This window comes from Bowmanella sp. JS7-9 (genome assembly GCF_004329715.1).
GTDB classification, from domain to species: Bacteria; Pseudomonadota; Gammaproteobacteria; order Enterobacterales; family Alteromonadaceae; genus Pseudobowmanella; species Pseudobowmanella zhangzhouensis.
The window spans coordinates 169,981-185,162 of the sequence record NZ_JXSY01000015.1; the positions used below are offsets into that span (position 1 = coordinate 169,981).

General features: G+C 49.9%; 18 protein-coding genes and 1 tRNA gene. 6 read left to right on the forward strand and 13 right to left on the reverse strand.

What is annotated here, in order from left to right; translation table 11 throughout:
- Positions 1–12: 12 nt before the first annotated feature.
- From TK45_RS09110 to TK45_RS09155, 10 genes are all read right to left on the reverse strand, one after another.
- The gene (locus TK45_RS09110) at positions 13–1,125 is read right to left on the reverse strand and encodes a flagellar basal body P-ring protein FlgI (protein ID WP_254426577.1); all 1,113 of its coding nucleotides are present in this window, start codon (positions 1,123–1,125) and stop codon (positions 13–15) included.
- 11 nt (positions 1,126–1,136) lie between these two features.
- A complete protein-coding gene (gene flgH / locus TK45_RS09115; protein ID WP_131258338.1) occupies positions 1,137–1,817 on the reverse strand; it encodes a flagellar basal body L-ring protein FlgH in 681 nt (226 codons plus the stop codon).
- Between the two features lie 10 nt (positions 1,818–1,827).
- On the reverse strand, positions 1,828–2,616 hold the full coding sequence (gene flgG, locus TK45_RS09120) for a flagellar basal-body rod protein FlgG (RefSeq protein ID WP_131258339.1): 789 nt from the start codon (positions 2,614–2,616) through the stop codon (positions 1,828–1,830).
- A gap of 45 nt (positions 2,617–2,661) precedes the next feature.
- Entirely contained in the window at positions 2,662–3,405 is a 744-nt protein-coding gene (gene flgF, locus TK45_RS09125) for a flagellar basal-body rod protein FlgF (RefSeq protein ID WP_131258340.1), read from the reverse strand.
- A gap of 123 nt (positions 3,406–3,528) precedes the next feature.
- Complete coding sequence (gene flgE / locus TK45_RS09130; RefSeq protein ID WP_131258341.1) at positions 3,529–4,932, reverse strand: flagellar hook protein FlgE; 1,404 nt, start codon at positions 4,930–4,932, stop codon at positions 3,529–3,531.
- 17 nt (positions 4,933–4,949) lie between these two features.
- Positions 4,950–5,630, reverse strand: coding sequence for a flagellar hook assembly protein FlgD (locus TK45_RS09135; protein ID WP_131258342.1), 681 nt, complete (start codon positions 5,628–5,630; stop codon positions 4,950–4,952).
- A 10-nt stretch (positions 5,631–5,640) separates the two neighbouring features.
- Entirely contained in the window at positions 5,641–6,063 is a 423-nt protein-coding gene (gene flgC, locus TK45_RS09140) for a flagellar basal body rod protein FlgC (protein ID WP_131258343.1), read from the reverse strand.
- Positions 6,063–6,494: a flagellar basal body rod protein FlgB gene (gene flgB / locus TK45_RS09145; protein ID WP_131258344.1), complete on the reverse strand. Its 432-nt coding sequence runs from the start codon at positions 6,492–6,494 to the stop codon at positions 6,063–6,065. The genes flgC and flgB overlap by 1 nt, the downstream gene beginning before the upstream one ends.
- Before the next feature lie 108 nt (positions 6,495–6,602).
- Entirely contained in the window at positions 6,603–7,424 is an 822-nt protein-coding gene (locus TK45_RS09150) for a protein-glutamate O-methyltransferase CheR (protein WP_131258345.1), read from the reverse strand.
- A gap of 22 nt (positions 7,425–7,446) precedes the next feature.
- A complete protein-coding gene (locus TK45_RS09155) occupies positions 7,447–8,379 on the reverse strand; it encodes a chemotaxis protein CheV (protein ID WP_131258346.1) in 933 nt (310 codons plus the stop codon).
- 148 nt (positions 8,380–8,527) lie between these two features.
- Between TK45_RS09155 and flgA the strand changes: the two genes are divergently transcribed.
- The 3 genes from flgA to flgN all read left to right on the forward strand — a co-directional run bounded on the left by flgA (position 8,528) and on the right by flgN (position 10,125).
- Entirely contained in the window at positions 8,528–9,238 is a 711-nt protein-coding gene (gene flgA, locus TK45_RS09160; RefSeq protein ID WP_131258347.1) for a flagellar basal body P-ring formation chaperone FlgA, read from the forward strand.
- A 125-nt stretch (positions 9,239–9,363) separates the two neighbouring features.
- Entirely contained in the window at positions 9,364–9,699 is a 336-nt protein-coding gene (gene flgM, locus TK45_RS09165; RefSeq protein ID WP_131258348.1) for a flagellar biosynthesis anti-sigma factor FlgM, read from the forward strand.
- The gene (gene flgN / locus TK45_RS09170) at positions 9,700–10,125 is read left to right on the forward strand and encodes a flagellar export chaperone FlgN (RefSeq protein ID WP_131258349.1); all 426 of its coding nucleotides are present in this window, start codon (positions 9,700–9,702) and stop codon (positions 10,123–10,125) included.
- A gap of 17 nt (positions 10,126–10,142) precedes the next feature.
- On the opposite strand, the gene TK45_RS09175 is transcribed toward flgN, so the two are convergent.
- Complete coding sequence (locus TK45_RS09175) at positions 10,143–10,604, reverse strand: LPP20 family lipoprotein (protein ID WP_131258350.1); 462 nt, start codon at positions 10,602–10,604, stop codon at positions 10,143–10,145.
- Between the two features lie 153 nt (positions 10,605–10,757).
- Here TK45_RS09175 and TK45_RS09180 point away from each other — a divergent pair, with 153 nt between their 5' ends.
- The 3 genes from TK45_RS09180 to TK45_RS09190 all read left to right on the forward strand — a co-directional run bounded on the left by TK45_RS09180 (position 10,758) and on the right by TK45_RS09190 (position 12,955).
- Entirely contained in the window at positions 10,758–11,909 is a 1,152-nt protein-coding gene (locus TK45_RS09180; protein WP_131258351.1) for a flagella assembly protein FlgT, read from the forward strand.
- 41 nt (positions 11,910–11,950) lie between these two features.
- Positions 11,951–12,025: transfer RNA gene (locus tag TK45_RS09185), tRNA-Arg, on the forward strand.
- A 21-nt stretch (positions 12,026–12,046) separates the two neighbouring features.
- The gene (locus TK45_RS09190) at positions 12,047–12,955 is read left to right on the forward strand and encodes a hypothetical protein (RefSeq protein WP_131258352.1); all 909 of its coding nucleotides are present in this window, start codon (positions 12,047–12,049) and stop codon (positions 12,953–12,955) included.
- Between the two features lie 212 nt (positions 12,956–13,167).
- Here the strand turns inward: TK45_RS09190 and kynU are convergent, their stop codons facing one another.
- Positions 13,168–14,400 carry a kynureninase gene (kynU, locus tag TK45_RS09195; protein ID WP_131258353.1) on the reverse strand — a complete coding sequence of 411 codons (1,233 nt, stop codon included), beginning with the start codon at positions 14,398–14,400 and terminating at the stop codon, positions 13,168–13,170.
- Complete coding sequence (locus TK45_RS09200) at positions 14,400–15,173, reverse strand: S9 family peptidase (RefSeq protein ID WP_165490748.1); 774 nt, start codon at positions 15,171–15,173, stop codon at positions 14,400–14,402. The genes kynU and TK45_RS09200 overlap by 1 nt, the downstream gene beginning before the upstream one ends.
- Between the last annotated feature and the right edge of the window lie 9 nt (positions 15,174–15,182).

Sequence of the window (15,182 nt, forward strand, 5' to 3'; positions counted from 1 at the left end):
TGCTCATCCCAGTTAGATAACGATTAGCTCGCCCTGTAATGCACCGGCTTCACGCAGCGCTTCCAAGATCGCCATCAGATCGCCAGGTGCTGCGCCCACCTCGTTTACCGCGCGCACTAACTGCTCGAGCGTCACGCCGGGGTCAAATTTGAACATGCGAGAATCATCGGCACGCACATCGATAATGCTGTTTTGCGTGACCGCGGTCTGTCCGTCTGCCAGCGCATTAGGCTGGGATACATTCTGATTTTCGGAAATCGTTACCGTCAGTCCACCATGGGTAATCGCAGCAGGTAACAATCGCACTTGCTGGCCGATCACTATGGTGCCGGTGCGGCTGTTGATAATGATCCGCGCTGGTGCTTCTGCCGGGGTAAACTGGAAGTTCTCAAGCGTAGCCAAAAAGCCCACACGCTGACCCGGGTCCCTGGGCGCAGTAACACGCACGGATGCCGCATCGATGGGGGTTGCAATCTGATAGCCTTTGGCTGGATCCGCGCCGAGCTTTTGATTGATCGTGTCGGCCAGCGCTTTGGCGGTAGAAAAATCCGGATAATTCAGATTCAGGGTCAGAAAGTCATTTTGGGTAAAGCCACTTTTCACTTCCCGCTCAACCATTGCCCCTGCCGGAATCCGCCCTACTGTTGGGGTATTACTGACCACTCGCGAGCCGTCAGCGCCCTGCACACCGAAGCCACTGACTACCAGTGACCCCTGCGCGACAGCATAGACATTGCCGTCCAGACCTTTCAAAAAGGTCTGCAATAAGGTACCGCCGGATAAACTGCCCGCTTCACCAATGGACGACACCGTCACGTCGATGGTCTGACCCGGTTTCACAAAGGGCGGCAACTCGGCGTGCACGGCAACGGCCGCGACGTTTTTAATCTTGGGTTTTAAACCATCCGGCACTTTAATCCCGAAATTGGACAACATGGTGCGAAAGCTCTGTTCAGTAAACGGGCTTTGCTCACCCGTCCCGGCCAAGCCCACAACTAGCCCATAACCAACAAGCTGGTTACTGCGCACACCTTGTACTGAGGCCAGATCTTTAATGCGCTGCGCCTGCGCCAGCGGACTGAGCAGCATGGCGAAACAACTGAATAAGACTACTACACGTTGCATAATGCCTCCCATCAGAATGGCCACCAATCTGAGTTAAAGAATTGGGTTAACCAGCCCTGTTGCTGGGCATTGGCAAATTCACCGGTTCCGCTGTACTGAATTCGTGCGTTGGCAATTTTGGTGGAGACCACTTCGTTTTGCGGACTGATATCAGCAGTACGCACAATGCCGGTCAAACGAATATATTCATCACCGTTATTCAGGGTCAGCCACTTCTCGCCGCGCACCACCAGATTGTCATTGGGCAGCACCTGCACCACAGTCACAGAGATGTTGCCACGCAGGTTGTTGCTCTGGTTAGTACTGGCATCGCCGCTGAAATCCTGGCTGTTGCCTAATCCAAATTGGATGGACTCTGGACCAATATTCACCGCATTGCCACCGAGGCCAATAATCGGGTCAACCGCGACATTGTTACTCTTACTTAGTGCGCTACTGGCAGACTTAGTCGCCGAGGTAGTTTCCTGCAGCACCACAGTAATCAGGTCACCGACACGGCGCGCTTTCATATCTGAAAACAGGCTATTAGCGTGGCCTGGCTGGAACAGCGAGCCATCTTCACTGATTTTCTGCGCCGGCATATCCGGAATCACTGGCGCATAAAACGGATCATTTGGCAGGGTCTCCCTCACCTGAGTGCTACCGCACCCGGCTAGCAAAGACACCAGACAAAACAGGCTTACTAAACGCATCTTTCACCCATTAAAGCTGTTGAATAACCTGACCAAGCATCTGGTCTACCGAACTGATGACTTTGGAGTTCATCTCATATAAACGCTGACTTTCAATCAGGTTTACCAGCTCTTCCGTGACGTTAACGTTGGAGGTTTCCAGCGCCCCTTGCATGATACTGCCGAGCCCCTGTAATCCGGGTACACCCTGCAGTGGCGCGCCACTGGTAGCAGTTTCCACATACAAGTTTTGCCCAACAGGCTGTAACCCCGTTGGGTTAATAAAATCAGACAAGGTTAACTGGCCCAGTACCACTGGTTCGGCCTGCCCGCGCACAGTGGCAGAAATCTGACCATCCTGTGAAATCGTGATCTGCTGCGCATCTTCCGGGATAGCGATGTTCGGCTGTAGCGGAAAACCGGCACCCGGCGTAACGATCTGGCCCTGATCATCCAGTGTGAACTGACCGTTGCGGGTATAGGCCAATGAGCCATCCGGCATCAGGATTTCAAAAAAGCCCCGCCCCTGAATGGACATATCCAGCGCATTATCCGTGGTTAGCAGGTTCCCCTGTGAGAACTCTTTCTGGGTCGCCACCACTTTTGAACCGGCCCCCAACATCAGACCGGAAGGTAATTCCGTATCGGCCGAAGAGCGTCCACCTGGCTGGTTAATATTCTGGTACAGCAAATCTTCAAAGATTGCGCGCCCCTTCTTAAACCCCACCGTACTGGCGTTAGCCAGGTTGTTCGAAATGGTCGCGACGTCGGTCTGAGCCGCGTCCAAACCGGTTTTACTGATCCATAATGCTGGGTGCATAGTGTCTTCCCCCTCGCAGAGCTGGCCGCTTACGCCGCCAATTTATTAAATAATGCGCAGCAACATATTGCCGCGGGCATCCAGTTCATCGGCCTTTTTCATCATCTTGACCTGCAACTCATAGTGGCGCTGGGACTCGATCATGCCGACCAGTTCTTCTACCGGATTAACGTTACTGTTTTCCAGCATGCCGCGTTTTACCCGCACAAAGGCGTCGGCAGCCGCTGGATTATTATCTTTGGTACGGAACAGGCCGTCTGTGCCCCGCTCCATCTCACGCACATCCGGGTTCACCAGTTTGAGACGATCGACCTCTTCAAATACAAAGACGGGCGCACCCAACTGACGCACGCTGATCGTGCCGTCATCGGCGATATTGATATTATCCAGTGGAATGGGCAGCTGAATTGGCCCGCCATCACCCAGCACCATATTGCCGTCCTGATCGGTTAACACACCGTTGGCGTCCAAATGCAGATTGCCAGCGCGTGTGTAGGCTTCGTTGCCATTTTTATCCTGCACTGACAACCAACCGTCGCCCTGAATTGCAATATCTAAATCGCGGCTGGTTTGCATCATGGCACCCGACTGATAGTTATTGCTGGGCGATTCCGTCATGGCGAAAACCCGGGTCGGTAAACCTTCACCAAAAGCAGGCATTGCCCGAGCCTGCGCTAACTGGGCACGAAAGCCAGTGGTTTGCGCGTTGGCCAGGTTGTTGGCTCTGATGCCGGTGGCTAACAAATCTTGCTTGGCACCGGAACTGGCGATGTATAACAACTTATCCATGACAGCTATTTGACGTTATGATGATTAGCTAAATGAGTTGCAAAAACAGTGCCACCAAATTGAGAACAACGCCCAGAAAACAAAAAGGCGCACTAAGTGCGCCTTTTTTAACCAATTTTATCCTTATCGGATATTCAGTACCGTCTGATTGAGCTGGTTATTTACTTCCAATGCACGGGAATTTGCCTGGAAGTTACGCTGCGCGATAATCATGTCGATCAGCTCTGAGGTCAGGTTAACGTTGGCCTGTTCCAGTGCGGATGAGTTGATGTCACCATATGTCCCCGTGGTCGCTTCACCGGCCAGTGCTTCACCAGACAGAATACTCTCTTTCCAGCTGGTACCGCTTTGCTGATCCAGACCCTGCTCATTGGCAAAACGCGCCAGCGCAATACGAGAAATCGGCTCAGATGTACCGTTCGAGTACGTTGCACGCACTAACCCATCCGGGCCGATATCCACCCCGGTCAAACGTCCTACCGGCAAACCGTCCTGCTCCAGTGAGGTTACCTCAAACGAGGAGGCAAACTGGGTTGGCTCATCTGCCGTAGCCAACGCGGTATTTAAATTGAAATCGATAGTAATAGTTTGGGTTGGATCCGAGCCATTGCCCAGAATACCTGCGCCTAATGCATGAGTGACCAACTTGCTGTCCAGTTGCGCAGCACCATCCGGTGATTGAATACCAATAAAGTCACCGCCGCTGCTAAACAGCATACGTGCACCGGTCACCGCGTTGCCAGTATTCGTTCCGCCGAAGTTTCCAGAAGCGATAACATCCGCGTCAGTCACAGCAGTGTCACTACCATCGGTTGAGCGGGCCAGATTCACTAAGTTACCGTCGATGCCGGTAAACATGAGCCACTCATTTGACGTTGGATTATTGGCGTCTTTGATGAAATAAAATGTTTGAATATGGCTGTCACCCAATGAGTCATAAACCGTCACTGAGGTCGCATTGTTATAGGTCAGTGGATCACCTGGATCGAAATCCAGCGGATCTAATGCCTGGTCACCAGCGGGCAAGTTCATTTTAATATCAACTTCTGAGGTTGGCGTCGGTGAGCCAGACGAATCTGGGATACGCACTGGCACTGTGGTACTCAATGCCACAGACGACGACGTACCATCGTTGTTGACTGGGAAGCCCAACAGGTTGTCGCCATTGGAATTCACCACAAAGTTATCCGCATCTAACTTAAATTGTCCGGCACGGGTATAGGAATATTCACGACTGCTGACTTCCGGCACGGTAATAAAGAAACCGTTACCCGTGATGGCCAAATCCAGCGCGTTGTTAGTAAATTGCAGGCTACCCTGACTGAATTGTTGCGCCACTTCCTGAGTCAGTACACCGTCACCGACTTTGGTTTTACCTCCCGCCAGCAACGATGCGGCGTATACGTCACCGAATTCCGCACGGCTTTCTTTGAAACCAACGGTATTAACGTTGGCGATATTATTTGCCGTGGTATCTAGGTCTTTTTGCGCGGCGTTAACGCCACTTAATGCAATGTTAAAAGACATCGTTCACTCTCTCCCGTTTAACCGCCAATCTCGATGACATCACTCAGTTTCACACTGGAGTTGCCATACAGATTTAAAACTACGCCCTGACTGCTAGATGCCAGGCTGACACTGCTAACCTGATGATAAATCGCAGTAGGTATTTCAATACCCTCGCCGCCGGCGTTGCCGCTGGCACGGATGCGATAATTGCCGGGCGGCATTAAATTGCCGCTTTGGTCTTTACCATCCCAGTTAAATTCAATATTGCCTTGTTGCTGATCACCCAAATTGATGACCCGCACAACCTGGCCAATGCTATTCTCAATTGACACTTTCATGTCTTTGACGGGTTCACCACTAATAACCATGGCTGTCATCGTACCGTCCTGCTGAAGTGTGCCATCACTGCCTTGCAGTAAGACACGCTGGCCAATAAGACTTGACGCCTGTAATGCCTGATTAGAGGTCATATTGGTGGCAAACTCGTCGAACTTGCTGTTAAGTTGCGACAAACTATCGGCCATTGTGAACGACGTCATCTGCGCAATCATTTGATCGTTATCCACTGGCTTAGTGGGATCCTGATTTGACAACTGTTCGGTCAGCAGTGAGAAGAAGTCTTCCTGAGTCAGTTGGCCATTCTGATTGCCGGTTGGCACTTTTTCTTCCTGCCAATACAAATCGCTACTCAGGCCGCTGGTATTAATTGACGTCATGATTTACCCCTTATTGTCCCTGGCCCAGCGTCAGCACCCGACGCAAAATTCGTTTGGTGGTATCCGCCATCTGAATATTGGTTTCATAGGCTTTTGAGGCGGACATCATATCGGCCATTTGCTCTACCACATTGACGTTTGGCTTATAGATATAGCCATCCTTATCTGCCATGGGATGAGTCGGATTAAATTCCACCTGCAGCGGCTTGTCGCTCTCAACAATACCCAAGACTTTAACGCCCACGCCGTCGCTGCGGTCACGTTGCGCTTCATCCATTGCCGCGGCAAACACCGGCACGCGGGCCCGATAGGTCTGGTCGTAGCTACTACTGACGGTATTGGCGTTGGCAATATTGCTCGCCACAGTATTCAGGCGAACATTCTCAGCACTCATGCCCGTTGCAGCCAGATTCATTACATTAAATAAGCTCATTAGCCTTGACCTCCACTAAGGGCTTTTTTCATGCCTTTAATTTTTCCATCCAGAAACTGCACGCTAGCCTGATAGCGCATGCTTTCTTCCAGAAACTTATTCCGCTCCAATTGCACGTCCACAGTATTACCGTCGCCAGTATCCGGTTGATCCGGAATAACATATTGCTGTTGAGCGGAATGGAAACGTGACAGCGCGAAGTGATTTTCGTGGGTGCGCGACATACTGCCAGCCTCTTTGCCGACGGCGCTTTGCGATGGTGAGATACCACCGGTCGCCTCTTGCAATGCGCGCTTGAAATCAAAATCTTTGGCTTTGTACCCAGGGGTGTTGGCGTTGGTGATATTGCCGGTGATCACCTCCATACGCGCATCCCGCAATTGCATCGCGCTATGGTGAAACCCCATCAATTTATCCAGACTAATTGCCATCGACTGACACTCCAAGGAAACGAAAATCCGACTCTATGGAGATTCCTAGCAATAGCTATGCCAGCCAATGCAGATGACAGTACGCAAATTGTTCACTTGAACAATAAATTACTGTTTTTTGGTGAAATACAGGCCAGGAGAACAGCGATGCAGGGTGAATTGATCACTCAATCCGGACAAGGATTCCGACGCGCCAAGAAACAAGATGCCATCGGTAGGCAGGGAAGCGGCAATTTGTTGCAGTATTTTCGTTTTATTCGCGGCAGAGAAATAAATCAGCACGTTTCGACAAAACACGATGTCGAATCGCCCCATGCCGGCATAAGACTCCAGCAGGTTCAATGAACGAAATTGCACCATATTGCGCACGCTACTGATCACTCGCATGCCACCATTGGGCGTGGATTCAAAAAATTGACGTTTGCGTTCATCAGACAAACCGCGTCCCAAGGATAACTCGTCGTATTCGCCACGCTGACAATGGGCAAGCATTTTATTGGAAATATCCGTCGCGACGATTTCCACCCCCGCACGCAGCGCTCCCGGTCGTTTTTGTTTGTATTCATGCACACACATCGCAATGGAATACGGCTCCTGACCACTGGAACAAGCGGCAGACCAAATTCTGACCGGCCGGCTAAGGTTTTCAAACTTCGGCAATAACACGTCAGTTAAAAGCGTGAAGGGATACTGATCGCGAAACCAAAGAGTTTCGTTGGTGGTCATCGCATCAATGACTTGCGTCATTAACTGCCGGTCATGCCCCTGCACCACTGATTCAATCAGTTTGTTCAGGTCGTCATGGCCGACTTGTTTTAACAGCGGCATCAGGCGACTGCGCACCAGATACTGCTTGCTGTCACCCAATACAATCCCACAGCGGTTCTCGAGGAATTCACAGAACCGCGAATAGACAAAATTATCCAGCATAGTTGATGCTTAACTCTGATTCTTAATCATCAATTTTGAGGCCGAGCCACTTTTTCACCGCATTGGCCAGTTCGTCCGGATGGAACTTGGCAATAAAGTCATCTGCACCGACCTTTTTAACCATGGCCTGGTTAAACACACCACTTAACGAAGTGTGCAGCACGATATGCAGATTCTTCAGTTCCGGCGAATTTTTGATTTCAGCGGTAAGGGTGTAACCGTCCATCTCCGGCATTTCAATATCAGACACTAACAACCCGACTTTATCGGTAACGTCGCCGGTTTCGGCGGCAATCTCTTTAAGTCTTTGCAGAGCTTCGTAGCCATTTTTAGCTGCTTCTATCTCCAAACCAAGCGGTGTCAATGCCTTAATCACCTGATTGCGCGCCACCGAGGAGTCATCAGCAATAAAAATAATTTTGTCGCGGACGTCGGCAATATCTAACCCTTCGGTTACATCAGAACTGAGAGCAGTATTGATAGGAGAAATCTCGTCGAGGATTTTTTCCACATCAAGAATTTCAACCAGTTCTTTGTCCACTTCCGTGACGGCAGTCAGATAACTGGCACGCCCTGCCCCCTTGGGTGGTGGCATGATGGAATCCCAGTTAATGTTGATAATGCGTTCGACAGAACCCACCAAAAACCCCTGCACTGAGCGGTTGTACTCAGCAATGATAATAAAGCATTTGCTGATATCCTGAATCGGTCGGCCACCGGTCGCCATACTCAAGTCAATTACAGAAATAGTTTGGCCTCGAATATGCGCAACACCGCGCACTAGAGGATTTAATTTGGGAATGGCCGTAAGCGGCGGACATTGCAAAACTTCCCGCACCTTAAATACGTTAATTCCAAACCTCTGTCTGCCATTGAGGCGGAACAAAAGTAACTCCAGGCGGTTTTGTCCAACCAACTGCGTACGTTGGTTTACAGAATCCAGAACTCCTGCCATTGGGCACTCCACTTTACAAATAGGCACGAAACTTGCCGTTTACACCGATAGAAACATGCAACGACTGATTTTTGACGGTTAACCCTCTATCGGCAAGTTAACTTCAGTTATTAAGCGTAAAGCATAGTCAAAGACACTTAAAGTGAACATGAAAAAATTCAGAGACTTAAATCAAATTACTAAATTCATTTTTATCACCGGCGCACTGCTGTGTGGCCAGGTTGTCGCTGACGAAACGGACAACCTGCGGACACAGGTCAGTACTATTGCAGAAGACTATGTCCGAACACAGATTTCTGCACAGGCAGATAGTCAATTGTCAGTTCAGGCCATGCCTATAGATGAAAGGATTCAAATTCCGGCGTGTGACGGTGGCTATCAGGCCAGCGCCAGCAGTAATTCCCTGCAGCAAAGCAATGTGACGGTGAGAATCAACTGCGCCATGTCCGACTGGTATCTGTATCTGATGGTAAAAGTAGCGCAAACGATTCCTGTGGTAATTGCCTCCAATGCATTGTCGCCCAACGTACCGCTGACCAGTAGCGATGTGCAGCAAGTTGAGATGGATAAAAATACTTTAAGAAACTCTACCTTTGCCGATATAACAGAAGTGATTGGTGCGCGCACGAAACGTCGGATTCGCGCCGGCCAGCCAATAACACCTGAGTTATTGTGCTTCGTATGCAAAGGCGACATCGTTACAATACATGCAGACATCGGTGGCATTGAAATCAAAACCAGCGGCACCGCCATGCAGGACGGCAATATCGGTGAACAGATTCAGGTCAAAAACACCCGCTCAGAGCGCAATGTTTTTGCCACCGTCCAGAGCCCAAGCGATGTCAGAGTGAACTTATAAGATGCCTTGCTCCGTCGCTATTAGCATAACCTCAAAATTTTCCAAATTATTTTTAAATTTTGCTAAAGTATCGCTACCAGCGGCCGATACAAACGTTGAGGTCGTATAGGTAGTGAGAAAATGTCATGACTATGAATGTAAACAATAATCCCAACAAGCCGTTGGTGGACGGGCAAAAGCTCGCTCAACAACAGCAAACCACGCAGCAGCAGAATGCAAACAATGCGTCCACTGCGCAAACGCAGGTTGCACAAACCCTGCGTCAGGACTCTGTTTCACTGACATCATCTGCGCAGCAGTTGAGTCAGTTACAGAAAAAGGCCGGTGATACCCAAAGTATCAATCAGGAAAAGGTCGATAAATTGAAAAAGGCGATTCAAAACGGTGAATACCGGATTAATCCTGAGCGAATGGCGCAAAAAATTGCGGCATTGGAATCTGAGCTGTTCGGGATTAAATAAATGACTAACGCTGCGCTGTTGACTAAATTAACGCAACAAAAAACGGCGCTGGAAACGTTACGTGATGCTTTAGAATCTGAACTTAGCCTGATCAGTGCCCGCACACCCGATGCGCTGGTTCAGGTGGTAGAGCAGAAACAGTTGTTATTAGACAACATTGCCGCCAACGACAAAGACATTTCTCACCTCTATACCGACGACGCTGCACAACAATCCGATGTGCAGCAATTGATTGCTGATGTACGAAAACTAGTTGAAGAGTGTCAGTATCGCTCTGACATCAACAGTAAAGCGGTTGAGCAGGGACAACTTCGCCTGACTCACTTACGCAATCTGATTATTGAATCCCGTCATAAAGAATCGCTGACTTATGATCGCACCGGCAAAACGACGCCTGGCGGCAAAGGTCGCGGTTACGCGGTGTAACCGCAAAAGCACTTCATTTAATAATATTTAACTTGTTTAACCCGTTTAGGTCTGGCCGTGGTCAGGTAAATTTCGTAAACCTTCTGCATATCAAGCTCTAACTCAGTCGCGTAACTATCTTCCCCAACCGGATAAGTTTTCACCACTTTGGCACCACGGATCAGCCCTTGAACAGATGCACGTAAATTATCATTGGTCAGCACCAAATCAGATAGGCGTTGCTCGCCTTCTAATTTCTGCCCATACACCTGCTCAGTAAGTTCGCGGTATGCATCCAGTTTCGAGGCGCGCATCGCCTGCAACATTTTGCTGGTCTCACCTTTACCCTGCTGAGCAGACAGCGGCGCATAACCCGTGGCATATAACACCGGATAATTCGCCGGCTCAACATATTCCCACTCCACATGCTTATCCATTAACGAGGTGCAACCACTTAAGCCCATCACGAAACAGGCCGTAGCTAAAGATGTTCTTAACATCAGACTCTCCCACCAATAGGTGTCAAAATTCTATTTCTTGATTTGGGTCTGCAAATTCTGTACCCAACAGTACGAATCTTGGTTAATTTCGTGATTCAGGCACAAGTTTTGCTGCTGGTGAGGTTACGTTAAGCAAACCGACAGTTTTTTGGCATGAGAACAACTCAACTATGGCGCGCCGTGTGGATAGGGCTAACGATGCTCGCATCACCCGTTAATGCCGGCTGGATCGAAGCTCAGGGCAGTGCTGAAGTGAAACAGGGCAATCAGCAGTTAGCCAGACAACAGGCAACAGAGCAAGCCGTACGTCAGGCATTATTATTTGCCGGCGCATCGGTTAATAGTGTCCAGCGCGTCACCAATGGTTTACTGACCGATGATATGCTTGAAGTACGCGCCAGCGGCGACATTAACAGTATGGAAATCATCGCTGAAGATTACAGCGGCGATATTGTGACCGTATCGATTCGCGCGGATATATTTGCCAATACCGATGTGTGCCGTCCCGGCGATTATCAAAAAACCCTGGTCACCACCTGGGCGCCGATTAAGCACAAAGATCATGCCACCTACGGGGGCATTTTTGACATAGGCAAAGCACTGCCAGATTACCTGCGTCGTCAATTTGCCGCTGAAGCACGTCATTCAATGGTCAAACACATAGAGCCCATTGCTCTGACCGATGACTTACAAAACGCCGAACAGGCTGTATTACTGGCACAAAAAGCCGATAGCCAGTTTGTACTGTTTATCAGTATCGACGATTTAAGTGTGGAAACGCCGCGCCACAACAGTCTGGCCTTTTGGAAAGATGCGACACCCAGTCGCTATGTGAATATGAATACCCAGCTTTACAACGGCGCCACTGGCGAATTGTTGATGGAAAAACGCCTCGCCTCCAGCGATTTATGGGAATTTGACTGGCAGGAACAGTTGGACAGTTTTAGCCCGCGCTTATGGCAATCTCGCTGGGGCCAAATGTTACAACATCAATTGGCCAACCTGGCTATTCAGGTGGATGAGCAACTGGCCTGTATTCCAGCTTATGGGCGCGTCACTCAGGTCAGCGGCGATGCCATTAATATCGATCTGGGTAAGCAACAGGGCGTGCGGGTTGGCGACCGATTACAACTATTTCAGTTACAACAGTTCTATGATGCCAGCGGAGAGCTCAATTCCCGCTACGTGTTGCATCCTGTAGAAGTCGAAGTAAAACAGGTATTTACCAACAGCGCGCTGGTTATGTCGGCAGATGACGCGTTATTGGCGAATATTCAGGCAAATGACTTCGTGATGCGCCGATAAGCGCTGGTCAGGGACGCAGGCTTTTGTATAATCGCCCTTTCGTCCCTGTAGTTTAATGGATAAAACAAGGCCCTCCTAAGGCTTAGATCCAGGTTCGATTCCTGGTGGGGACGCCAGTCTGGTTTCGGGAGTCGTGTATGCGTTTTTCATCTGCCATGCTGTCTACCCTGCTGCTTTTCGCAGTATCTCTCCCCTGTGCATCTGCGCAACAGGCTTCGCCTACCGTCATCCGGGTACTGGACAATAACCACAGCCAGTCGGCCAGTATGGATTTCTTTATCGGATTGTTGGATCTCGCGCTGCAACAGAGTGAGGCACAATTCGGTCCCTACCAGCTTGAACATGTTGAAGTCCCCCACTCACAAACCCGTGCCATGTACTTGCTTAATCAGGGCAATATTCTGGATGTGATGCATAGCATGAGTACCGATGAGCGGGAGTTTGGCGTATTACCCGTGCGCATCCCGTTGATGATGGGGCTAATGGGACATCGCATGTTACTGGTAAAGGCCAGTCGCATAGCTGAATTTAGCCAGCCGGATATCGTGAAAAAGTTACCCTCCCTCATCGCGTGTCAGGGTACTGACTGGCCCGATTCTGCAATATTAGAGGCAAACGGTTTTATCGTAGCTAAGGTCAGCCACTATGATGCCATGCTGGCAATGCTGGAAAAAGAACGTTGCGATTATTTCCCGCGCGGGCTGAATGAAATTTACAGTGAGTTCAGTCATTACAATGGCATTTACGGAAAACTGGCCATAGCGCCGGACATCATGCTGTATTATCCCGCACCTATTTACTTCTTCGTGGCAGCAAATCAGCAAACACTCGCAAAACGAATAGAACTCGGCCTGGCAATGATGATTGAGCGCCATGCGCTGCAGGATTATATAGCCCAACACCCAACTACGAGATTTATCTATCCGTTATCTCAATGGCAGGACATGCAGGTTATCGAACTTAAAAACCCGTTACTCACCCACATTCCTCTGTCATCAGAGAAGTGGCTGCAACTGGGTCAGCGGATCAAGGTTACTGTCGAATAAGACAAGGACGCCGCGTCGGCTTTGGCGCTAAACATTGCAGTGACCATCAAAATGATGACGGCGGCAATTACCCCGTATAACCCAAACCCTTTGGCACTTTTGTTCATGACGCGTTCTCTTATTATTTTTATACGCTGTTGGTGAAATAAAATTACAAAAACAGTCTATTCTCCATACAAACAAAACGCAACCATATTAAATAATCGCGGAAATTAGGTTACTTTTTGCCTTTGCTGAAACTTAGCATCAAGATAGGTGTGCTTTGTCAGGATATCCGCCAAGACTGTTTTTGCCCGCCATAGATCACTGAAACGTAAATACAATGGTGCCAGGCCCAAACGCAATATATCCGGCGCGCGGAAATCTGCCACGACGCCGTCTGCAATCAACGCCTGACACAACGCATATGCCTGTGGATGGCGGTAGGCAAGCTGACTGCCACGCTGCTCCGGGGCCCGTGGTGAGATCAATTGCAGCGCTGAACAGGCAGGGTCTTCATCAACCCATTGCAAAAAGTGCTCACTCAACAACAGGGATTTGTCCCGAATATCAGCCATATGCAGCCCGGCAAATACATCGAGCGCAGCATCTAATACCGACATAGAAAGTACCGCAGGCGTGCCACATAACAAACTATTGATGCCAGCGGCTGGCGTATAATCAACGGCAAAGGCAAACGGATTAGCGTGCCCCATCCAACCGCTCAATGGTTGTTGAATATCAGATTGCAGACGTTTGGCGACGTAGGCAAAGGCAGGCGCGCCAGGGCCACCATTGAGATATTTATAACCGCACCCCACCGCGAAATCCACGTTCCACTCAGACAACGAAAGCGGCACGGCGCCCGCACTGTGGGCTAAATCCCACAAAGTCAGAGCACCAACCTGATGGCATGCTTCGCTGACCTGCTGAATATCCAGCATGTGCCCACTGCGAAAGTCCACCTGAGTAAGCATTACGACGGCCACATCGTTGTCCAGCGATGCCAGGATGTCCTCTCGCTCAACTAAGTGCAGCTCTATATGCTCGCCTAATAAAGCGCGCAGACCCTGGGCCATATACAAATCTGTGGGAAAGTTACCTTTCTCGGACACAATGCGCGTGCGGTTCGGGCGCAGTTTTAACGCGGCACTAAGCAACTTGAACAGGTTAACCGAGGTAGAATCACAACAAATCACTTCATCTGCGGCGGCGCCGATAATATCGGCCACTTTGGCGCCCACACGGGCAGGCAGCTCAATCCACTGATGTTTGTTCCAACTGGTGATCAGATCCTGACCCCACTGGGTATTGACCACATCCATCGCGCGCTGTTTCGCCCCCGAAGTCAGCGGCCCCAATGAATTACCGTCCAGGTAAATCAAACCCTGCGGTATTTCAAATTGTGCTATGCAGGAGGCTAAGGGGTCTTGCGCATCCAATCGTTGGGCTTCAGCCAGAGACATCAGTTTTCCTGTAAGTAACGCATTAACAACTCAAACGCGGCACTGCCGGGAGCAAGCCAATCAAAGTGCCCGCTGTCAGGCTCAATCAGCACCGGCATATCAATCAGCTGGCTTTGCTTAATCGGCACAATATTATCTTGCTGACCGTGCAGTAACACGCCTTGCATTGGCAATGATGTGGGGTTTATCTCGCTTAAACGCGCCGGTTGATCTAAACCGGCAATTAAGGTTTTTGCAGCCTGCTGACAACCATTTCCACCCTTTGCATAGGCCGCAATGTCGGTGATTGCCGCAAGGCCAATGACCCCTTTGACCTCATACTGCGTGGCCGCATACAAGGCCAACTGGCCGCCAGCCGAATGGCCGAGCAACCAGCTTTCACCAATCGGTAACAGCCCATGCTTTGCAATGGTCTGTAGTGCCGTATTGATATCATTAAACATGTCTGGCCAGCCGCCGGAAGTATCGCCGATGCGGCGATACTCTATCGACCAAACCTCATAACCCGCATTGGCTAACGCACTGGTTAGCGGACGGCTATGCTCGATATCGTAGGCCTCTAGCCAACAGCCACCATGGATAAAGACGATTTGCCCACGTGCTTGTCCCTGTGCCCGCCAACGCAAAAGATATTGATTTGTATCGTCACCGTAAAACAATTGTTGGTCAGGCTCGCTGGCCTCTAATTGCACAACGGCTGAATAAGCAATGGGATCTGCAACTGCAGACCCCAGCATTAACCAGCTAAATACCAACAACATTCCCTTTCGCATGATTATCAT

Bases quoted from the DNA above. Each gene is read 5' to 3' on its own strand.
- TK45_RS09110 (WP_254426577.1), bottom strand. From the start codon at position 1,125: ATGCAACGTGTAGTAGTCTTATTCAGTTGTTTCGCCATGCTGCTCAGT.
- flgH (WP_131258338.1), bottom strand. From the start codon at position 1,817: ATGCGTTTAGTAAGCCTGTTTTGTCTGGTGTCTTTGCTAGCCGGGTGC.
- flgG (WP_131258339.1), bottom strand. From the start codon at position 2,616: ATGCACCCAGCATTATGGATCAGTAAAACCGGTTTGGACGCGGCTCAG.
- flgF (WP_131258340.1), bottom strand. From the start codon at position 3,405: ATGGATAAGTTGTTATACATCGCCAGTTCCGGTGCCAAGCAAGATTTG.
- flgE (WP_131258341.1), bottom strand. From the start codon at position 4,932: ATGTCTTTTAACATTGCATTAAGTGGCGTTAACGCCGCGCAAAAAGAC.
- TK45_RS09135 (WP_131258342.1), bottom strand. From the start codon at position 5,630: ATGACGTCAATTAATACCAGCGGCCTGAGTAGCGATTTGTATTGGCAG.
- flgC (WP_131258343.1), bottom strand. From the start codon at position 6,063: ATGAGCTTATTTAATGTAATGAATCTGGCTGCAACGGGCATGAGTGCT.
- flgB (WP_131258344.1), bottom strand. From the start codon at position 6,494: ATGGCAATTAGTCTGGATAAATTGATGGGGTTTCACCATAGCGCGATG.
- TK45_RS09150 (WP_131258345.1), bottom strand. From the start codon at position 7,424: ATGCTGGATAATTTTGTCTATTCGCGGTTCTGTGAATTCCTCGAGAAC.
- TK45_RS09155 (WP_131258346.1), bottom strand. From the start codon at position 8,379: ATGGCAGGAGTTCTGGATTCTGTAAACCAACGTACGCAGTTGGTTGGA.
- flgA (WP_131258347.1), top strand. From the start codon at position 8,528: ATGAAAAAATTCAGAGACTTAAATCAAATTACTAAATTCATTTTTATC.
- flgM (WP_131258348.1), top strand. From the start codon at position 9,364: ATGACTATGAATGTAAACAATAATCCCAACAAGCCGTTGGTGGACGGG.
- flgN (WP_131258349.1), top strand. From the start codon at position 9,700: ATGACTAACGCTGCGCTGTTGACTAAATTAACGCAACAAAAAACGGCG.
- TK45_RS09175 (WP_131258350.1), bottom strand. From the start codon at position 10,604: ATGTTAAGAACATCTTTAGCTACGGCCTGTTTCGTGATGGGCTTAAGT.
- TK45_RS09180 (WP_131258351.1), top strand. From the start codon at position 10,758: ATGAGAACAACTCAACTATGGCGCGCCGTGTGGATAGGGCTAACGATG.
- TK45_RS09190 (WP_131258352.1), top strand. From the start codon at position 12,047: ATGCGTTTTTCATCTGCCATGCTGTCTACCCTGCTGCTTTTCGCAGTA.
- kynU (WP_131258353.1), bottom strand. From the start codon at position 14,400: ATGTCTCTGGCTGAAGCCCAACGATTGGATGCGCAAGACCCCTTAGCC.
- TK45_RS09200 (WP_165490748.1), bottom strand. From the start codon at position 15,173: ATGCGAAAGGGAATGTTGTTGGTATTTAGCTGGTTAATGCTGGGGTCT.